This window comes from Cloacibacillus sp. (assembly GCF_020860125.1).
In the GTDB taxonomy this organism is placed as follows: domain Bacteria; phylum Synergistota; class Synergistia; order Synergistales; family Synergistaceae; genus Cloacibacillus.
Genome location: NZ_JAJBUX010000090.1, coordinates 1 through 17,825 on the forward strand (window position 1 = coordinate 1; position 17,825 = coordinate 17,825).

Below are 17,825 nucleotides of genomic sequence, written 5' to 3' on the forward strand. Positions count from 1 at the left end.
ATGGGGCTGACGCCGGCGATTCCCGCGGTGGCCGCGAGGCCGAAGGCCCAGGGGACGAGACAGCCTCCGCCCGTCCATATTGAGCCCATCTGTCCGACAGAGGCGATATAGGAGACGTCAAGCCCCAGCGGGCCGCCGATCGCCTGCGCGAGGCTGCCGGTCAGGGGGAGGCCTGTGAAGCCGGAGCCCTCGATGCCGGCGATCATGCCGACGACGAGATTTCCGAAGGCGACGGGGACGCGCCCCATCGGCAGATGGAAGGCAAGCCAGTTGCCGACGTCAAAGAGGCACTTCGGCGCTCCCTCTCCGAGTATCTCGGTGACGGAGTTGGCGCCGAGGAAAAAGAAGGCGGCGATGGGGATGACTGGCGCGAAGATCTTTATACCAAAGAGAAAACCCTCTTTTAGAAAGGCCACGATATCGTCGAAGCTTCTTTTCGCGTCGTTGACGACGGTGCCGACGGTGAGGATGATGAGGGCCGTGCCGCCGATGAGCGCCGTGGCGTCGCCGCCCTTTATATTATAGTGTATCATCGCGGCGATGACGCAGCAGAAGACGACGGGCACGCCGACCGCGAAGTATACCGCGCAGGGTTTGTAGCTGCCATCCGCTTCAGAGACTTCACAGCATATCCGCCACTCCTCTGAACCCTTGAAGCCCTTGAGCTCTTTGCGGAGCATGAGCCAGCCTACGAAGCCGGCGACAATGCCGGTGGTTATCGAGAGCAGCGCGACTTTGAAGTACATGTCGCCCACCGTGATGTTGGCCGCCGTGGAGGAGAGCTTCAGCGCCCCCTGGATGACGAGGTCGCCGGAGAGCCCCATGCCGTGGCCGAAGATGTTGACGGCGACGGCGGCGGCCATCGGCGTGAGCCCCGCCCTGATGCAGATCGGGATGAGCAGCGTGCCGACAAGCGCCGTCGCGGGAGTCGGCCAGAAGAGCGAGGCGGCGATGTAGGAGACGACGCCAAGGAAGAGATAGGACTGGTTCGCGCCGGTTATGACCTTCTTAAAGGGCAGGAACATCAGGTAGTCGGCGCCCATTTTATTAAGGACACGGAGCATAGCGACCATAAGGGAGATAACAAGCATAATGGAGAAGAGGTCCTCGCCCGCCACCATCAGGGCCTTAAAGAGCACCTGAATGGCCGCGATCACAGAACCGGTGTGTATGGCGCCAATCAGCAGAGTCCCGAGAACGCATATTATGACGATATCTTTGCGGCAGAGCATGAGGGCGATGCAGACAAATACTACGGCTACATATATAAAGTGAATGACTGAAAGTTCTGTTACCATTGAGATGCCTCCTTATAATGTTTGAAGTAGCGGGAAGGGTACGAAAATGGGGACGCGCGAAGCGTCCCCAGGATAACAGTTTTAGCAGATTTTTTCCGCGAACAGGCCGCAGCGCCCTGTGGTTTCAACCTTCTTGGCTATCTCCGTCGGGTCGCATAGGTAAAGCCCGCATTCCTTCATACGCTCAAAGTAGACGGAGCCGGAGAAGGTATATTTTGTGCCGCGGCATTCGTCCTTCTTCATCTCGTCGGTGACATGGTTGACGAAGTCTCCGACCGCGAGGGCATCCGGCAGCTCGATCAGCTCTTTGCCGGCGGCGTGCCGCACGGCGTTGCAGCCCGCGAGGGTACCCGTGACGACCGCCTCGGTGTGTCCCACCATCGCGCCGCCCTTTTCACCGGCGCAGAAGATGTTGTCCACCTCACCCTGGGCCTGAAGACTGTGGGAGCAGTTGGCGAACTGGAAGTAGCGCATCGAGTTTCCCTTGCCGCCGGCGATCGGGTCCTCATAACGGGCCTTCTCAAAGCCGGGCACGAGACACAGCTTTTCCAGCGGGAAGTAGGGGGTCATAAGCTTCGCGGGGCCGGTGTCCAGCAGGATGATGTTCTCCGCGAAGTCCTTTGTCGCGTACTGCTGACAGGCCTTCATTCCAAGTTTTTCGCTCATATTGGCGGCGGCGGGGATAGGCACGACGCAGACGCCGGTTTCGTTAAGTTTTTTGACGATATCCGCTGAGAGCGATTCCTTGAAAAGTTTACAGGAGCCGCTCATCGCGCCGAGGGAGCCGTCCTTCTTGCGTCCGTTCCACTCCTCGATCCCCGCGAGCGTGCATATGGATACGCGCGGCGCGAAGCTGTGACAGCGCAGGATGCACATGGCGCAGCCGTTGCCGTATTTCACGCAGTTGCCTGGAACGGCCGAGGTCCCCGTGGCGTCGACAAAGGCATCCGCCTCGTAGACGGAGCCGTCGCGCACGGTGACGGAGAGCATCTTACCATCTTTCTTGTCTATCTTCATCGCCGAGGCGCTTGTGACGACCTTAACGCCCAGGCCGGCGAGGTATTTTTTTACCGCGGGTTCTATCTCATATACATTGTAAAGACTCGCGTGGGCATGTCCGGGAAATTCGATGTTCTTATGTCCGGCGCATTCGTCCATGACATGAAAGAGATCGCCGCCGCCCAGCGCCGTCATCTCCTCCGCCGCCGTCTGACGCCCGTTGTTGCGGTAGATGCCGCCCACGAGCCCCGTGCCGAGGAGCATGTCTGTGCGCTCAAGAAGCACGGCCTCCGCTCCAGCCTTGACCGCCGCTATCGCCGCCGCGCAGCCTCCCCAGCCGCCGCCAACTACCACGATCTTTATTTTACTCATGTAGATAAGCCTCCCTGCGATAATTATTTTAATTCATCAATGAAGAGTAGTGATTGACTTCATTATAATGCCCCCGAAGCTATGTGTCAATCTTTATGACAAAAACAGGCAAACCGGCTCTGTATATGGTTTTTTTAGTATTAACAGCCCTGCCGCAGAAAAATTATTCGAAAAAATCTCCGCGCCAACTATTGACCAAACACGATTAATTGGGTAATCTTATGACAGTTAGTCAATCATTTGTGATGAATAATAATTCGATAAAGAATTTCTTGAGAGGGGAAGATATGATGAAGGCAAGCAAAGCCGTTCTTGCGATGCTCAAGGCTTATGACGTGACCGATGTTTTCGGCCTGCCCGGCGAGACGACGCTGAGTCTCTACGAGGCCTGGGAGGAATTTCCCGAAATAAAATACCATCTTACGAGAGACGAGAGGAACTCCGTCTTTATGGCCGACGCCTACGCGAAGGCCACCGGCCGCGTCGGGATCTGCGAGGGGCCGAGCGTCGGCGCTACGCACATGGTGCCCGGCGTCGTCGAAGCCTTCCAGTCCTGCGTGCCGCTCATCGTAATGACGACAGACATCGATCTCAAGATGGGACCTAAGAATATGCTGACCGGCTTCGACCAGTCGGCGCTCTTCAAGAGCATCGCCAAAGATTCTCTCACCGTCACCGACGCCAGCGAGATACCGCACCTCTTCCGGCGCGCCTTCCGCACGGCGACTACCGGCCGCCCCGGCCCCGTTCACATCCGCATCCCGATGGATACCTTAGAGGATGAAGTGGCGGACGGCGATATATACGCGCAGAGCCGTTACGCAACCTTCCCCGGATGCCGGAACAGCGCCGCGGCGGCGGACATCATGGAGGCGGCAAAGGCGCTCGCCGCGGCGCGCCGCCCGGTGATGATCTGCGGACAGGGGGTCGTCCATTCCTCAGCCTGGGAGGAGGCGGCACAATTGTCAAAGATGCAGGATATGCCGGTGGGTTCGACGATCAACGCAAAAGGCTGCCTCAACGACAAGGAGCCGCTGTCGATGGGCGTCATCGGCGCTCGCGGCGGCCGTGAGTGGAACAACAATATGATAAAAGAGGCCGACGTCGTGCTCTTCGCGGCGACCAGCACCGATTCCGCCAACACCGACGGCTGGAACATACCATCGCCCGCCTTGGGACAGAAGTTTATCCAGATAGATATCTCCGAACGCGAGCTCGGCAACAACTATGACGCGCTGCCGCTCTTCGGGGACGTGCGCGAGACCCTCGCGGCCCTCGCCGCGGCGCTCAAAGGAATGCCGTGTCCCGACCGCGGCGCGTGGGCCGCGCGCTGCGCAGAAGAAAAGGCGGCGCATGAAAAGAGGCTGGAGGGCGTAATGGCGCGTTACGGCGACGAGCTGCACCCGCTCTCACTCGTGCGCGCGATCGAGAGACTGACGCCCGATACGGCCTTCTTCGCCGTCGACCCCGGAAGTTCGGCGATCTATTCATCCTGCTTCCTGCGTATCGGACGCGCGGGCAGACGCGCCGCCTATAATTTCTCGATGGGGGCGCTGGGCTACGCGATACCGGCGGCGATGGGGGCGCGGTGCGGTACGGCGTCGGAGGCCCCCGTGATAGGGCTCATCGGCGACGGCAGCTTCGGCTTCTGCGGCGCGGAGCTGGAGACGGCGGCTCGCCTCGGGCTGAAGATCGTTTACGTCCTTTTCAATAACGGGGCCTTCGGCTGGATACGCGGCACTCAGCGCGTCCACACAAAAGCTGAGATCACAGAAAACTTCCGCCGCTTCACCGACTTCGCGAAGGTCGACTACGTTAAATTCGCCGAATCTATGGGGCTCAGAGGCTATCGAGTCAGCGGCATGAACGAGTTTGAAGAGGTATTCAAAAAATGCCTCGCCGCCGAGGGGCCAAGCTTCATCGACGTACCGCTGCCGCCGGAAGACCGGCAGCTTCCACCAGTCCCCGGCTGGGCCGCCGCGAATATCGCCAAAGACGAGGATATGACATACTAGATAATATAAAAGATGTCCCAAAAACGTCCCTCCGCCCCACGGCAGAGGGACGTTTTTTACACATTTAGGGTAAAATAGCTCTATCCTGCAAAGATCAGAGGTATCTTTATGGACTACAAAAATATGATGGATTTCAGGAAAAAGAGCGTCCTTATCACGGGAGGGACCGGCGGTATCGGCGGCGAGCTGGCGCGCGCCTTCGCCTCCTGCGGCGCGAAGGTGGCGATCACCGGCAGAAACATGGAGGCGGCGGAGGCGGTGCTCGCGGACTGCCGCGCCCTGAACGCCGAAGCCTGTTTCGTAAGCTGCGACCTGCTGAATACGGAAAGCATTCCCACAATGGTCGCGGAGTGCACCGACAGACTTGGGAGGATCGACATCCTCTGCAACCACGCCGGATTCAACAACAGAAAGCCGGCGCTTGAGTACACGGAAAGCGAGTGGGACAGACTGCTGGACGTCGACCTGAAGGCCGTCTTCTTTACCGCCGCCGCCGTCGCCCGACAGATGGTGGATAACGGCGTCAGGGGCAAGATAATAAACACCGCCTCCGTCTCCTCGGCGCGCGGCCACAAAAACCTCGTGGCATACGCCGCCGCGAAGGGCGGCATCCGCCAGCTGACAAAGGTGCTGGCCCACGAGTGGGCCGAATACGGCATCAACGTCAACGCCGTCGCCCCAGGTTACGTCGTCACGCCGCAGACGGAACGCTACCTGAGCGACCAGGCGACCCGCGACAAACTGCTCGCGCACATCCCCTTGGCCCGCTTCGGCCGTCCGTGCGACGTCGCCGCCACGGCCCTCTTCCTCGCCTCAGAGGGCGCCTCCTATATAACGGGACAGACGGTCTTCGTTGAGGGCGGCAGACTGATAGATTAGAAAACAAAATGGCAAGGGGAGACGCTGGAATGGAATCTCCCCTTGCCTATGTGCGAAGGGCAGGCACTTAAAAAAGGAATTTAATTTAAATACCTTTGGAGCATTCCTATTTTATTATCCGAATCACCATTGCAACCCCCTGACCGCCGCCGATACAGGCGCTGGCCATGCCGATCTCTTTATTCTGATTGATGAGGCTATAGATCAAAGTCGTTAATATTTTCGCCCCGCTGGCTCCTATGGGATGCCCCAGAGATATCGCTCCGCCGTGTACGTTGAGCTTTTCCACGTCAAACGGCATTTTTCTATGGCAGGCGATCACCTGAGCCGCGAAGGCCTCGTTGAGTTCGATCAATTCCATCTCTTCCAGGGTCATGCCCGCCTTGTCAAGAGCTATTCTCATCGCGTCAACGGGAGCGATCGGGAAGTGCTGCGGATCGGTCGCCGTAACTGCATAGCTCACGATCTCCGCCATTGGCTTCAATCCGTTCACCCGTGCCCATTCCGCGCCAGCGACAAATACCGCGCTTCCCGCATCGCAGAGCGCGGAGCTGGAACCTGCCGTTATCGTACCATTTTCTTTTTTAAAGATCGCCGGCAGCTTTGCCAGCGCTTCCAGCGAAATATCCCTGCGCGGTATCTCGTCCGTATCTAAAATAAGCTCGCCTTTTTTCTTGTCTTTTAAGGTTATTGGTACGATCTCATCCTTGAAAAGGCCCTTCTCTATGGCCTCCGCCGCCTTTTTATGGCTGTAATATGAAAATTCGTCCTGCTCTTCGCGGGTAATGGAGAGCTCGGGTATCACGTAATTCTCAGTTATCTCTCCCATAAGCGCACCCGCCAAAGGACATTGGAAGCCGTCGGCGTGCAGCGCGTCAAGCGCCTCTTGCTTGCCCATACGGAATCCCCAGCGGGCGCCTGGCAGGAGATAGGGGGTGTTGGTAGCGCTTTCCATGCCTCCGGCGAGGATCGCCTTTGCGTCACCGAGACGTATCCTGTCGGCGGCCAACATGACTGTACGCAGCCCCGAACCGCAGCGGATATTTACGGTGAAGGCAGGAACATTTACAGGAATACCGGCTTTATACATCGCGCTGCGCGCCGGATTGGCTCCCACGCCAGCCTGCCAGCCGTTGCCCAAAATGACCTCTTCCACCGATTCACACGGAGCGCCGGAACGAAGCACCGCCTCTTTGAGCGCGGACGCTCCCAGATCCGTCGCGGAAAATTTTTTAAACTGTCCGCCGAATTTTCCGCCGGCGGTGCGGCAGGCGCTTAAAATAACGGCCTTTTCCATTTATGCGACCTCCAATCCACGATAGACGGCAATATCCTCCGCAACTTCATAATCGGCCTCTGTATTTGCCCTTATCTGTTCCTGGGTCACCTCCGGAGCGATCTCTATCAGGGTCACCTTTCCATCCTTTATTGTAAATACGGCAAACTCGGTCACAACCATATCCACAACGCCGACCGCCGTGAGCGGCAGCGTGCATTTCTTTAATATTTTAGGAGCGCCCTTTTTTGTAACATGGGTCATCGCCACATATACGCGCCTGGCTCCGACAACAAGATCCATCGCCCCTCCCATCCCTGGCACGCTCTTGCCGGGAATCCACCAGTTTGCGAGATTGCCGTGCTGATCGACCTCCAGCGTTCCCAGTACGGTCGCATCGATATGGCCGCCCCTGATAAGCCCGAAACTCGTATCGCTTGAGAAGAAGCTGCCGCCTGGCAGGAGGCTGATAAAGCGCCCGCCGGCTCCTATACACTTATAATTCGGCACGGGCGGAGGCGGACCTATACCGATAGCGCCGTTTTCCGCCTGAAATATGACATGCTTTCCCTCCGGGATGTAATCGGCGACAAGCGTAGGAATTCCAATGCCGAGGTTCACCACCTCCCCTTCCTCAAATTCCATGGCTATTCTCTTTGCTATGCGCTCTCTGACGAGCTGTTCATCAAGTTCTGGCAGCATAGATGGAATCTCCTTTCAATACCAGCATATCAACAAGAACACCTTGGGTCACAATGTTGTCATGGTCCAGTTCGCCGACATTCACAACCTCGTCCACCTCGGCGATTACGATCTTTGCCGCAGTCGCCATCGTCGGGTTGAAGTTCTTGTTCGTCCCAGTGTACGTAAGATTGCCCATCCGGTCGGCCCTGAAGGCCCGCACCAAGGCGACGTCGGCTGTAAGCGGCAGCTCGAGGATATATTTTTTACCATTGACCTCGATGACCTCTTTCCCCTCTTCGACTACGGTACCGACGCCTGTCGGGGTGAGAAAACCGCCTAGCCCGGCGCCTCCGGCCCTGATCTTTTCCACATATGTCCCCTGCGGAAAGAGCTCAAGTTCCATCTTTCCCTCATGAAAGAGCCGTCCGGTAGTCTTGTTGAGCCCCACATGGGAGGCGATAACCTTCTTACAGCGCCCGCCTGCGACAAGTTTTCCCTGTCCGCAGAATTCATAGATCGTGTCGTTGGAAATCAGTGTCAGCTGGTCGGTCCCCTGGTCGTAGAGCGCGTCCGTGAGAGTATAGGGAATCCCTCCGTAATTGAACCCGCCAACCATGACTGAGTCACCACTCTTTATACATCTGACGGCCTCCTGCGCGGAAACCACAGGTTTGATGATTTTTTTAGGCATCACACGATTCCTCCCTCTCCTGAAAGCCCTTTCTTTTTAAGATTGATCTTCTGCATAATATAAATTGCCGCAATTATCGCGACTCCGATCAGGTTGCTCGTCAGAGTCGGATATATTATCAAAAATGGAACGCAGAGCAAAAGCAGCCTCTCCACGATATTGAGATCGCTGGCCAAATAACCCTGCACCCCGGCAGAGAGTCCCAGAATCCCGATCAGCGCCGTAACACAGCCTATCAATATGTGGAATACATTCCCCTGCAGAAGCAGATAGGGATTGTACACGAACATAAAGGGGACGAGAAAACCGGCGGCGGCGGTGACAAGCGCCGTAAAACCAGTCTTGATCGGATTCGATTTGGCGATGCCGGAGGCCGCATAGGTGGCCAGCGCCACAGGCGGCGTAACATCCGCCAGCACGCCGAAATAGAGACAGAAAAGATGCGCCGACATCATGGGAACTCCCATCTGAGCAAGCGCTGGCGCGGCCAGAGTAGAGGTAATGATGTACTGCGCCGTAGTGGGCACACCCATCCCCAGGATGATCGAACCGATCATCGTCAGTATCAGCGCCAGCGGGAGGATTCCGTGCGACAGGCTAAGAACAAACGAGGAAAAGGCCAGCCCCACGCCCGTGATGGCGATAACGCCGATGACGATACCTGAGCAGGCGCAGGCGGCCGCCACCTCGATGGCTCCGGTGCCGCCGGAGATCAGCGCCGCGATAATCTTTTTGGGCGTCATCCTGTGCTCTTTGTCACCAAGCCATGAAAAGACTATTATCGCAATGATCGACCAGAAGACGGCCATGGTCGGAGAATAGCCCAGCGCGAGAAATACGATCAGCGCCAATATCGGCAGGAGAAGGTGAGCTCCATTGCGCAGAACGACCCTGACCTTGGGGATATCCTCTTTATCAAGGCGTGCCATGCGCTTTTTACCGGCGCGGAAATGGACCATCGCCATGATCGATATAAAGTAAAGCGTTGCCGGTATCGCCGCCGCAACGACGATCTCCCAGTATGAGACGCCAAGGAACTGCGCCATAACGAAGGCCGCCGCTCCCATTACAGGGGGCATTACCTGCCCTCCTGTCAAGGCGCAGGCAACTATCGCTCCGGCAAATTCTGAATTATAACCAGCCTGCTTCATTAGAGGGATCGTGAACGCGCCGGTGGTGACGGCGTTGCCGCATGAACTTCCAGATACCGTACCCATCAGGCCGCTCGCGACGACGGCGGCTTTACCGGGACCGCCCTGACTCCTGCCCGCTACCGCGACGGCAAGGTCTATGAAGAACTGCCCCGCTCCCGACGAACTAAGGAAAGCTCCAAAGAGAATGAACAGGAATATAAATGAGGCAGAGACTCCGAGGGGTACGCCAAAGATTCCGTCCGTTCTGAGATAAAGAAATGGAGCCAATTCATCTAAATTGAATCCGCCGTGCGCCAGAATTCCCGGCATATAAGGGCCAAAGATACCGTAAAGAATAGCGATGATAGCCATTATCGGCAGCGGCCACCCCATCGAGCGGCGTGTGCCCTCAATGACCAGAAAAACCATTATGCAGCCTATGTATATGTCAGAGGGTATCGCCGATCCCTCGCGCATCGCGATGGCCTCATAATTGTAGAGAATGTTCGCGCATCCAAAGACAAGCGCGCCCGCCAATATCCAGTCAAGCCACTCTATCCTTGTCTTCGAGCCTCTCTTCTGAGACATCGGATAACAGAGAAACAGAAGCGATCCCATGAACATCCAGTGCCACGACCGCTGCGTCATAGCGTCGAATAGGTCGAAAGCCGCGGTGTAGAGGTGGAATATGGAGGCAATTATTGCGATTCCGGCGACCAGGTAATACTGGTATCCAGACAATATCCTCTTTTTGCTCTCCTCCGGGTCAACAATAATGATTTTATCTTCCTGTACCGTCTCTGTCGGAGGGATCATCTTTTTGCCTGAGTCGTCAGCTATTCTACTAAACCTCCTGTAATTGGAAACCTTAAAGGCAACACGGGAAGAACTCAGCCTTCCCGTGTTCCATATGTCCGTTGATGATTATTTCGACTCTACGTTTACGCCCTTTTCCTTGAAGTATTTGGCCGCTCCCTTGTGGAACGGGATGATGCCTATTCCGGCCTTCTGCGGCGTAAAATCTACCGCCTGCGGCGTAACCTTCATGATATCTTCTTTTTTCTCAATGAAGATCTTCACCATGTCATAGGCCACCTTCTCCGGAAGCTTATTGTTCACGACGAGGAAATTTCCGTCGGCGACGGTCTTGACGTCCTGGTCCTGCTTTGTGTACGAACCTTTAGTTATCGTATAGGGCATAAGGAATGGATGTTTCGCCGTGACCTTCGCGATCACATCATCCGGAAGCGGTATCAGCACTACATCGCGTACAGCCGCGATCTCCATGACCGCAGAGCCGGGGACCGCAAAGTTGAAGAAGGCGGCGTCGATATTTCCGTCCTTAAGCGCAGTTACCGCTTCCGGCTGAGAAAGCTGCTGCTTGCGGAGATCCTTGTCGGGATCCATCCCCGCGGCATCAAGTATCATCAGGGAAAGAAGCTGGTCACCGCCGCCCTGTGCTCCGAGCGAGACCTTTTTACCCTTGATGTCAGAGAACTTTTTGATCCCTGTTCTGGTCGTAGTTACCAAATGCTGCGGAGCGGCATACATATGCATCAGCGTCAAAAGCGGCAGTTTACCGTCATCTTTGAAAGCTTCCGTTCCCGTGTACGCCTGATACAGCGTTGAGCCCATCGTCATTCCTATCTGAGCCTTGTTTGAAGCCACCAGGCGGCAGTTCTCCTTCGAGGCCGCCGTTGAACGCGAAGTCGCTTTGATATCGACATTACCCTTGGTAAGAAGCTCCGCCATCACTCCGCCCAGCGGATAATAGGTGCCCCCGACTCCTCCTGAACCGATCGTCACAAATGTCGTGGCGAAGGCCGCTGAGGCAAACAGCGCCAAAATAACCATACTTATTAAAACTCTGCTCTTCTTCATGCTGCAATCTCCCTCCTAAATTAGAAAATCCTCTTTTATGGCCTTTACAGAGGTGTGAACACGCTACTTACTTTACAAGAGCCGCTTCCGCTCTCTTGATCCCATTTTTCAGCTTTTCCAGAAGTTCTTTCACCTGAATTTCCGTGATAATCAGCGGCGGCGCCGTCATAAAGTTGTCTCCGCTGGTTCCTCTTATCTGTCCGCCGCCGGGATAAATGATGAGCCCCTCTTCGATGCAGGCTTTCGTAACCACATTTGCCGCCGCCGTCTTTTTATCAAACGGCTCCCTCGACGCCTTGTCTTTCACGACCTCAAAACCCCACATCAGCCCTTTGCCGCGGACCTCGCCAATTATGGCGCTCTCTTCACCGATCTTTTTAAGCCCTGCGCCCAGAAGTTCGCCCATCTTCGCGGCATTCTCCACAACGCCATGCTCCTTCATATATTTAAAGACGGCGGCCACAGCGGCGGCGCTCATTGGGTTGCCGTTGTACGTATGGCCGTGCATGAAAGCGCCGCTGCCGTCTTTGATCGCCTCTACGATGTTATTTCTGGCGATAATGCCGCCCGTCGGCACATAACCGGCCGCCATGCCCTTTGCGGTGGCGATGATGTCAGGTACGACATCCCAGTGGTCCACGCAGAAGTTCTTACCGGTACGCCCACAGCCCGTCATTACTTCGTCCGCAATTAGGAGGATGTCGTACCTGTCACATATATCCCGTACCATAGGCCAGTACTCGTCGGGAGGGACCACGGCGCCGACGGTTGAACCAACGATCGGCTCCGCGATAAACGATGATATATACTGCGGACCGATTATCTGGATCATCTCTTCCAGAGCCCGGGCGCAAAGCAGCCCGCATTGGGGATATTGCTTATGAAAATGGCAGCGATAACAATACGTAGAGGGGATCTTCGGCGATTCGGCGAACAACGGGGAAAATACGCGGCGGCGGGCCATTGACCCGGCCACGGCCATCGTGCCGATCGTACTGCCGTGATATGAATTCCATCTGCCGATGGTAATATGTTTGCTGCTGCCGGCGCCGTCACGCTCAACATAATATTGCCGTGCCAGTTTTAAGGCCGTCTCAACGGCTTCGCTGCCGCCGCTGACAAACCAGACGTTGTCAAGATCGCCGGGAGCCGTCTCAGCAATGGCCGCCGCGGCCTCTTCCACTATATCGACATGCCAGCGCGACGGGTGGGCAAACTCCAGCCTGCCAAATTGTTTCTCTACCGCCGTTACGATATCTTTGTTGCAATGTCCTAAATTCGAGATAAGCGCACCGCTGCAGCCATCCAGATACCTTTTACCCTGTTTATCATAGATATAGATACCTTCACCGTAGTCTGCCTCTAAATAATTAGTCTTAAAACTTCTTGGAAATAAATGCTGCTGCATAAAATCCCCTCCTTTGTATAATCTATTGAAGGAAATACTTCATTTATTCACCAATATAATTATATTTATAAATTATATGAAGGAATTCCTTCATATAATTTATAAGTCTTCTGAGCTATTTTGTCAATACAAACACATTAAACTTTCCTAGCACAAGCCAATATATATGTGTACAATTATCAATAAATAAATTATTAATGGCGGGTGGACAAATTGAGCTGGCAAAAAATAATGGAGCATCTTGAAACGTTGCCTTCGGCGCAGAAAAATATCGCTTCCTATATGCTTTCAAATAAGGAAAAATCTATCTTCATGACAGCTGCGGAGCTTGGATATAACGCCGGTTCCAGCGAAGCCTCCGCCATTCGTTTGGCGTCCACTCTCGGGTACGCGAATTTCCCCGACTTTATCAAATCGTTACAGTTGGAGGCGCAAAGTCAGCTCTCCACCATCGGACGCCTTCAGCTCCATAAACTGCTTCCAGACGAGGGCGGCTATGTCGCCGGTGTAATAGCGCGTGACCTTGAACTGGCAAAATATTATCTGAAGGCCAATGGAGACAACGACAAAGCCCTCAAACTGCTGGCCGCAGAGATATGTGAGGCGGGAGCCGTATATCTGATAGGACTGCGAAGCATTCGCTGCCTGGTACAGTATATGGAATATTACCTGTCATGGTTTTTCCCTAAAATTTTCATTCCCTCGTATGAGAATCTTGGCAACTATCTTACCGCGGCTCCTAAGAACAGTTTAACTCTAGGCATAAGTTTTCCGCGTTATACAAGACAGACTGTGGAATGCATCGCCTTCGCAAAAAGCAACGGATTCAAAACGGCGGCAATAACCGATTCCATGAACAGCCCTCTCGCACGGGAGGCCGATATGGCCGTCGTCGCGCCATGCTCGCACATCGCGCATATAGATTCCTTATTGATACCAACCGGTCTGATAAACGCCCTGCTCATACAGGTGGCGGAATATATGGGGCCCACGGCCCTTCGCCGTCTGGGAGAGCTGGAGGAGATCTGGGAAAAGAGAGATATCTACTGCTGACAGTAAATCAGAGTCAATAAGCATGATTTAGCGGCAGAGAGATAACAATAAACAGCAATCTGCCATTTAGCCTATCGAAGATAAATCGCTGTTTATCATTGCCCCATCGGAGATAAATCGGCGTTTAGAAGTGCGAGTTGCTAAATAAAATGGGGGCTCCGATACCGGAACCGTATCTTCATACGGTGAGGATTCGGGGCCCCCGTTTTATGACGCAAATCGTGCTTATAAACGCCGATTTACTGGTTGTCTTCCATGTGCTTATACTTCGCGTACTTCGCCTTTGCCTCTTCGCTGCCCTCTTTGAAGTATTTCTTCGCGTTCTCGGGGAAGGTACGTTTGAGCGCCGCGTAACGGACCTCGCCGTCGAGGAACTCCTCGTATTCCATCGTCGGAGCTTTGGAGTCTATCGTAAGCGGCTTTTCTTTGCGCGGGTCGTAACGGTAGAGGGTCCAATAACCGGAGGCGACTGCGCGCTTCATCTCCTCCTGCGCGCTGCCCATACCGCCTTTGATGCCGTGCGCGAGGCAGGGCGTGTAGGCGATGATCACCGATGGGCCCTCGTATTCCTCGGCCTCGCGCATGGCTTTGATGAGCTGGTTCATATCCGCGCCCATCGCCACCTGCGCGACGTAGATGTTGCCGTAGGTCATGAGCATCGCGCCGAGGTCCTTTTTCGCGACCTTTTTACCGCTTATGCAGAACTGCGCGACGGCGCCGATCGGCGTCGACTTCGAGGACTGACCGCCGGTGTTGGAATAGACTTCCGTGTCGACGATCAGAGCGTTGACGTTCTCTCCCATTGCGAGGACGTGGTCGAGGCCGCCGAAGCCAATGTCGTAGGCCCAGCCGTCGCCGCCGTACATCCAGAAGGTCTTTTTGGAGAGCTGGTCGCGGTTCGCGAGCATTTCCCGCGCCGTCATGGCGGCTTCGCCGGTGAGTTCGGCCGCCGCAAGCGCCGCCGTCAGATTTTTCGCCGCCGACGAGGAGCCGTTGAAGTCGTCGAAGGCCGCGAGCCACGCCTCAAGCTCCGTCCTGAGCGCCGCGGGGATCTCCGCCGCAAGCAGCTTTTCGGTGCGCAGCCTCTGTGCCTCGCGCTGCTGTTTCACGGAGAGGAACATTCCGAGGCTGAATTCGGCGTTGTTTTCAAAGAGCGAGTTCGACCAGGCCGGTCCCTTTCCCTCTTTATTTTTTGTGTATGGTATTCCGGGCATCGCGCCGCCCCAGGCCTGCGAACAGCCGGTGGCGTTGGCCCAGTAGACGCGGTCTCCGAAGAGCTGCGTCATCAGCTTCGCGTAAGGAGTCTCGCCGCAGCCGGCACAGGCCGCCGAAAATTCAAGCAGCGGCTGGCGGAACTGGCTGCCCTTCACAGTCCAGGGATCGAACTTGCCCTCCTTGTCGGAGATGGTGAGGCCGAAGGCCCACTGTTCGGGAAGCGACTTTGATTTTTCTATCGGCACCATCGTCAGCGCCTTTTCCTTAGCCGCGGCAGGCGCATCCGCAGGCTTGCCCCCTGAGGAGTTTTTTAATGTCCCAGCTTCGCTGGAACGGGGGGCTGTGCTCGGGCACACGGTGACGCAGCTGCCGCAGCCGGTGCAGTCGTCGCGGCTCACCTGCATGGAGAAGGAGAATTCCTTCATGCCGACCGCGGGCATAGTAAGGAAGCCCTCGGGGGCCGCCTTTTTTTCTTCCTCGCTGAGGAGGTAGGGACGGATAACGGCGTGCGGACAGACATAGGAACAGCGGTTGCACTGGATGCAGCGCGCGGGGTCCCATTCGGGGACGCTGGTCGCGATCGCGCGCTTTTCAAAGGCCGTAAGGCCCAGCTCGACGGTGCCGTCCTCGTAACCCTTAAAAGCGCTGACGGGGAGACTGTCCCCCTGCTGGCGGTTGATCGGCTCCAGCAGCTTCTCAATGATCGCCGGTTCACCGGCGCGGCGCTGTTTTGGTTCGTCTTTGGCGTCAAGCCAGGAATCGGGGATTTCAACCTTCACGAGCATCGCGCCGCCGTCTTCGATCGCCGCGATGTTGCGGTTAACGACCTCGTCCCCCTTCGCGAAGAAGGTTTTCCGCACGGCGTCCGCCATATATTCCTTTGCCTCCTTGATCGGGATGAGATCGACGAGGTGGAAGAAGGCCGACTGAAGCGGGATGTTAACGTGGCTGCCGAGCCCGTGCTTCTCGGCGATCTTGGTGGCGTTGATGATGTAGAAATTCGCCTTTTTCCGCGCGAGCTTGCGGCGGATGTCGGCGGGAATCTTGTCTTCAAGCTCTTCCGGCTCCCACGGGCAGTTGAGCAGCAGGGTGCCGCCCTCTTTGAGTTCGCTGACGATGTCGTAGTTCTGGATGTAGGTCTGGTTATGCGCCGCGACGAAATCGGCCCGCTTCACGAAGTATGAGGAGCGTATCGGGCTGTCGGAGAAGCGCAGGTGCGATATGGTGACGCCGAATGATTTTTTCGCGTCATATTCAAAATAGGCCTGTCCATATTTCGGCGTGTAACTGTTGATGATGTCGATGGTGTTTTTGTTCGCGCCGACGGTGCCGTCGCCGCCAAGCCCCCAGAATTTGAAGGACATCTGGCGCGCGCCGTCGGGGTAGACCGTCTCGCCAAGCGGCAGCGAGAGGTACGTCACGTCGTCGGTGATGCCGATCGTAAAGTCGTTCTTCGGCTCGGCCTTCGCGAGGTTGTCAAATACGGCGATAATCTGCGTCGGATCGGTATCCTTTGAAGAAAGCCCGTAGCGTCCGCCGACGATCGTCACCTCGCGGCCGGAACCGGTAAAGGCGGTGCAGATATCCTGATAAAGCGGACCGCCGTTGGCTCCCATCTCCTTGCAGCGGTCGAGCGCGGCGATCTTTTTCACCGTGGCGGGGAGCACCGCGAAAAGATGCTTGATCGAGAAGGGACGGAAGAGGTGCACCTGTATGAAGCCGGTCTTTCTGCCATGCGCGTTGAGGTAATCAACGGCCTCCTCAACCGTGCCGCTGACGGAGCCCATCGCGACGATCACCTCTTCGGCATCCGGCGCTCCGTAGTAGTTGAAGAGGTGATATTCGCGGCCGGTTACCGCGCTTATCTTCTCCATATAATCTTCCACGATACCGGGCAGCGCGTCATAGAAGCCGTTGTTGGCCTCGCGCACCTGGAAGTAAATGTCGGGATTCTGCACGGTGCTGCGCATCATCGGACGCTCGGGGTTGAGCGCGGCGGCGCGGAATTCGGCGAGGGCCTCCCTGTCGAGCAGCGATTCAAGCGTCTCGTAGGGCATCTCCTCCACCTTGTCTATCTCGTGGGAGGTGCGGAAGCCGTCGAAAAAGTGCATGAAGGGGATGCGCGACTTTATCGCCGCAAGGTGCGCGACACCGCCGAGATCCATTATCTCCTGCACGCCGCCCGTCGCGAGCACCGCGAGCCCGCACTGGCGGCAGTTCATCACGTCGGAATGGTCGCCGAAGATCGAAAAGGCGTGGGTGCCGACGGTACGCGCCGCGACGTGGAGCACGCCGGGGTGACGCTGCCCCGAAAGCCTGTGAAGCACGGGGATCATCAGCATCAGCCCCTGCGATGAGGTGAAGGAGGCGGCCAGAGCACCGGTCTCAAGCGCACCATGCACCGCCGCCGCCGCGCCGGCCTCGGACTGCATCTCTATCAGCGAAACGGTCTGCCCGAAGATGTTTTTCTTTCCTTTGGCGGACCAGGCGTCCGTCTTTTCCGCCATCGGCGAAGAGGGGGTGATCGGATATATCGCCGCCACCTCGGTGAAGGCATAGGCTATATAGGCCGCCGCCTCGTTCCCATCCATCGTTACAAGGTTCTTTTCTCTCATTGCACGGACCCCTTTCAAGCGTTCCGAATTTATCTTAATCTTTGCCGTCTATTGCCGTAATATAGGAGACTATCCTATAGATTCTATCACAATGTCCGCAGCAGCCAACTCCCGCACCGCGAAAATCTCCGCGCAGGAACATTCATCAAGCGGCATGATCCCGCTCTGTCCCCGCCCGCAAAACGGTAAATTGCGGTTTAGCTTTTGACTTTGCCCTTAGAGGCGCCCTCTTTTGAGGGAGCTCCCCGCGCAGCGGGGTGAGGGAGAGTTGACCTTAGGTTCTCCCGCGGCTTTTGCCGCGGGCTC

The 17,825-nt window shown here is 56.1% G+C and carries 12 protein-coding genes; 3 read left to right on the top strand and 9 right to left on the bottom strand.

Features of this window, described 5'->3' with window-relative positions; translation table 11 throughout:
- On the bottom strand, nucleotides 1-1,298 hold a 1,298-nt coding region (locus LIO98_RS11450), incomplete at its 3' end, for a hypothetical protein (protein WP_291957136.1).
- Between the two features lie 81 nt (nucleotides 1,299-1,379).
- Nucleotides 1,380-2,669 carry an FAD-dependent oxidoreductase gene (locus LIO98_RS11455; protein ID WP_291957140.1) on the bottom strand — a complete coding sequence of 430 codons (1,290 nt, stop codon included), beginning with the start codon at nucleotides 2,667-2,669 and terminating at the stop codon, nucleotides 1,380-1,382.
- 287 nt (nucleotides 2,670-2,956) lie between these two features.
- Here LIO98_RS11455 and LIO98_RS11460 point away from each other — a divergent pair, with 287 nt between their 5' ends.
- Both LIO98_RS11460 and LIO98_RS11465 read left to right on the top strand, forming a co-directional pair.
- A complete protein-coding gene (locus LIO98_RS11460; protein WP_291957143.1) occupies nucleotides 2,957-4,684 on the top strand; it encodes a thiamine pyrophosphate-binding protein in 1,728 nt (575 codons plus the stop codon).
- A 108-nt stretch (nucleotides 4,685-4,792) separates the two neighbouring features.
- Nucleotides 4,793-5,563, top strand: a complete 771-nt coding sequence (locus LIO98_RS11465; protein ID WP_291957146.1) for a glucose 1-dehydrogenase — start codon at nucleotides 4,793-4,795, stop codon at nucleotides 5,561-5,563.
- 106 nt (nucleotides 5,564-5,669) lie between these two features.
- On the opposite strand, the gene LIO98_RS11470 is transcribed toward LIO98_RS11465, so the two are convergent.
- The 6 genes from LIO98_RS11470 to LIO98_RS11495 all read right to left on the bottom strand — a co-directional run bounded on the left by LIO98_RS11470 (nucleotide 5,670) and on the right by LIO98_RS11495 (nucleotide 12,636).
- The gene (locus LIO98_RS11470; RefSeq protein WP_291957149.1) at nucleotides 5,670-6,860 is read right to left on the bottom strand and encodes an acetyl-CoA C-acyltransferase; all 1,191 of its coding nucleotides are present in this window, start codon (nucleotides 6,858-6,860) and stop codon (nucleotides 5,670-5,672) included.
- Nucleotides 6,861-7,541 (bottom strand): 3-oxoacid CoA-transferase subunit B, encoded by a 681-nt coding sequence (locus tag LIO98_RS11475; RefSeq protein ID WP_291957151.1) that lies wholly within the window; start codon nucleotides 7,539-7,541, stop codon nucleotides 6,861-6,863.
- Entirely contained in the window at nucleotides 7,525-8,214 is a 690-nt protein-coding gene (locus tag LIO98_RS11480; RefSeq protein WP_291957154.1) for a CoA transferase subunit A, read from the bottom strand. The genes LIO98_RS11475 and LIO98_RS11480 overlap by 17 nt, the downstream gene beginning before the upstream one ends.
- Nucleotides 8,214-10,163, bottom strand: coding sequence for a TRAP transporter permease (locus tag LIO98_RS11485; protein WP_291957157.1), 1,950 nt, complete (start codon nucleotides 10,161-10,163; stop codon nucleotides 8,214-8,216). The genes LIO98_RS11480 and LIO98_RS11485 overlap by 1 nt, the downstream gene beginning before the upstream one ends.
- A 108-nt stretch (nucleotides 10,164-10,271) precedes the next feature.
- The gene (locus LIO98_RS11490) at nucleotides 10,272-11,228 is read right to left on the bottom strand and encodes a TAXI family TRAP transporter solute-binding subunit (protein ID WP_291957160.1); all 957 of its coding nucleotides are present in this window, start codon (nucleotides 11,226-11,228) and stop codon (nucleotides 10,272-10,274) included.
- A 67-nt stretch (nucleotides 11,229-11,295) separates the two neighbouring features.
- Nucleotides 11,296-12,636, bottom strand: a complete 1,341-nt coding sequence (locus LIO98_RS11495) for an aminotransferase class III-fold pyridoxal phosphate-dependent enzyme (protein ID WP_291957163.1) — start codon at nucleotides 12,634-12,636, stop codon at nucleotides 11,296-11,298.
- Between the two features lie 231 nt (nucleotides 12,637-12,867).
- On the opposite strand from LIO98_RS11495, the gene LIO98_RS11500 reads away from it, so the two are divergent.
- Nucleotides 12,868-13,689 carry a MurR/RpiR family transcriptional regulator gene (locus LIO98_RS11500; protein ID WP_291957167.1) on the top strand — a complete coding sequence of 274 codons (822 nt, stop codon included), beginning with the start codon at nucleotides 12,868-12,870 and terminating at the stop codon, nucleotides 13,687-13,689.
- A 239-nt stretch (nucleotides 13,690-13,928) separates the two neighbouring features.
- Here the strand turns inward: LIO98_RS11500 and nifJ are convergent, their stop codons facing one another.
- Entirely contained in the window at nucleotides 13,929-17,519 is a 3,591-nt protein-coding gene (nifJ, locus tag LIO98_RS11505; protein WP_291957165.1) for a pyruvate:ferredoxin (flavodoxin) oxidoreductase, read from the bottom strand.
- Between the last annotated feature and the right edge of the window lie 306 nt (nucleotides 17,520-17,825).

Bases quoted from the DNA above. Each gene is read 5' to 3' on its own strand.
- LIO98_RS11455 (WP_291957140.1), bottom strand. From the start codon at position 2,669: ATGAGTAAAATAAAGATCGTGGTAGTTGGCGGCGGCTGGGGAGGCTGC.
- LIO98_RS11460 (WP_291957143.1), top strand. From the start codon at position 2,957: ATGATGAAGGCAAGCAAAGCCGTTCTTGCGATGCTCAAGGCTTATGAC.
- LIO98_RS11465 (WP_291957146.1), top strand. From the start codon at position 4,793: ATGGACTACAAAAATATGATGGATTTCAGGAAAAAGAGCGTCCTTATC.
- LIO98_RS11470 (WP_291957149.1), bottom strand. From the start codon at position 6,860: ATGGAAAAGGCCGTTATTTTAAGCGCCTGCCGCACCGCCGGCGGAAAA.
- LIO98_RS11475 (WP_291957151.1), bottom strand. From the start codon at position 7,541: ATGCTGCCAGAACTTGATGAACAGCTCGTCAGAGAGCGCATAGCAAAG.
- LIO98_RS11480 (WP_291957154.1), bottom strand. From the start codon at position 8,214: ATGCCTAAAAAAATCATCAAACCTGTGGTTTCCGCGCAGGAGGCCGTC.
- LIO98_RS11485 (WP_291957157.1), bottom strand. From the start codon at position 10,163: ATGATCCCTCCGACAGAGACGGTACAGGAAGATAAAATCATTATTGTT.
- LIO98_RS11490 (WP_291957160.1), bottom strand. From the start codon at position 11,228: ATGAAGAAGAGCAGAGTTTTAATAAGTATGGTTATTTTGGCGCTGTTT.
- LIO98_RS11495 (WP_291957163.1), bottom strand. From the start codon at position 12,636: ATGCAGCAGCATTTATTTCCAAGAAGTTTTAAGACTAATTATTTAGAG.
- LIO98_RS11500 (WP_291957167.1), top strand. From the start codon at position 12,868: ATGGAGCATCTTGAAACGTTGCCTTCGGCGCAGAAAAATATCGCTTCC.
- nifJ (WP_291957165.1), bottom strand. From the start codon at position 17,519: ATGAGAGAAAAGAACCTTGTAACGATGGATGGGAACGAGGCGGCGGCC.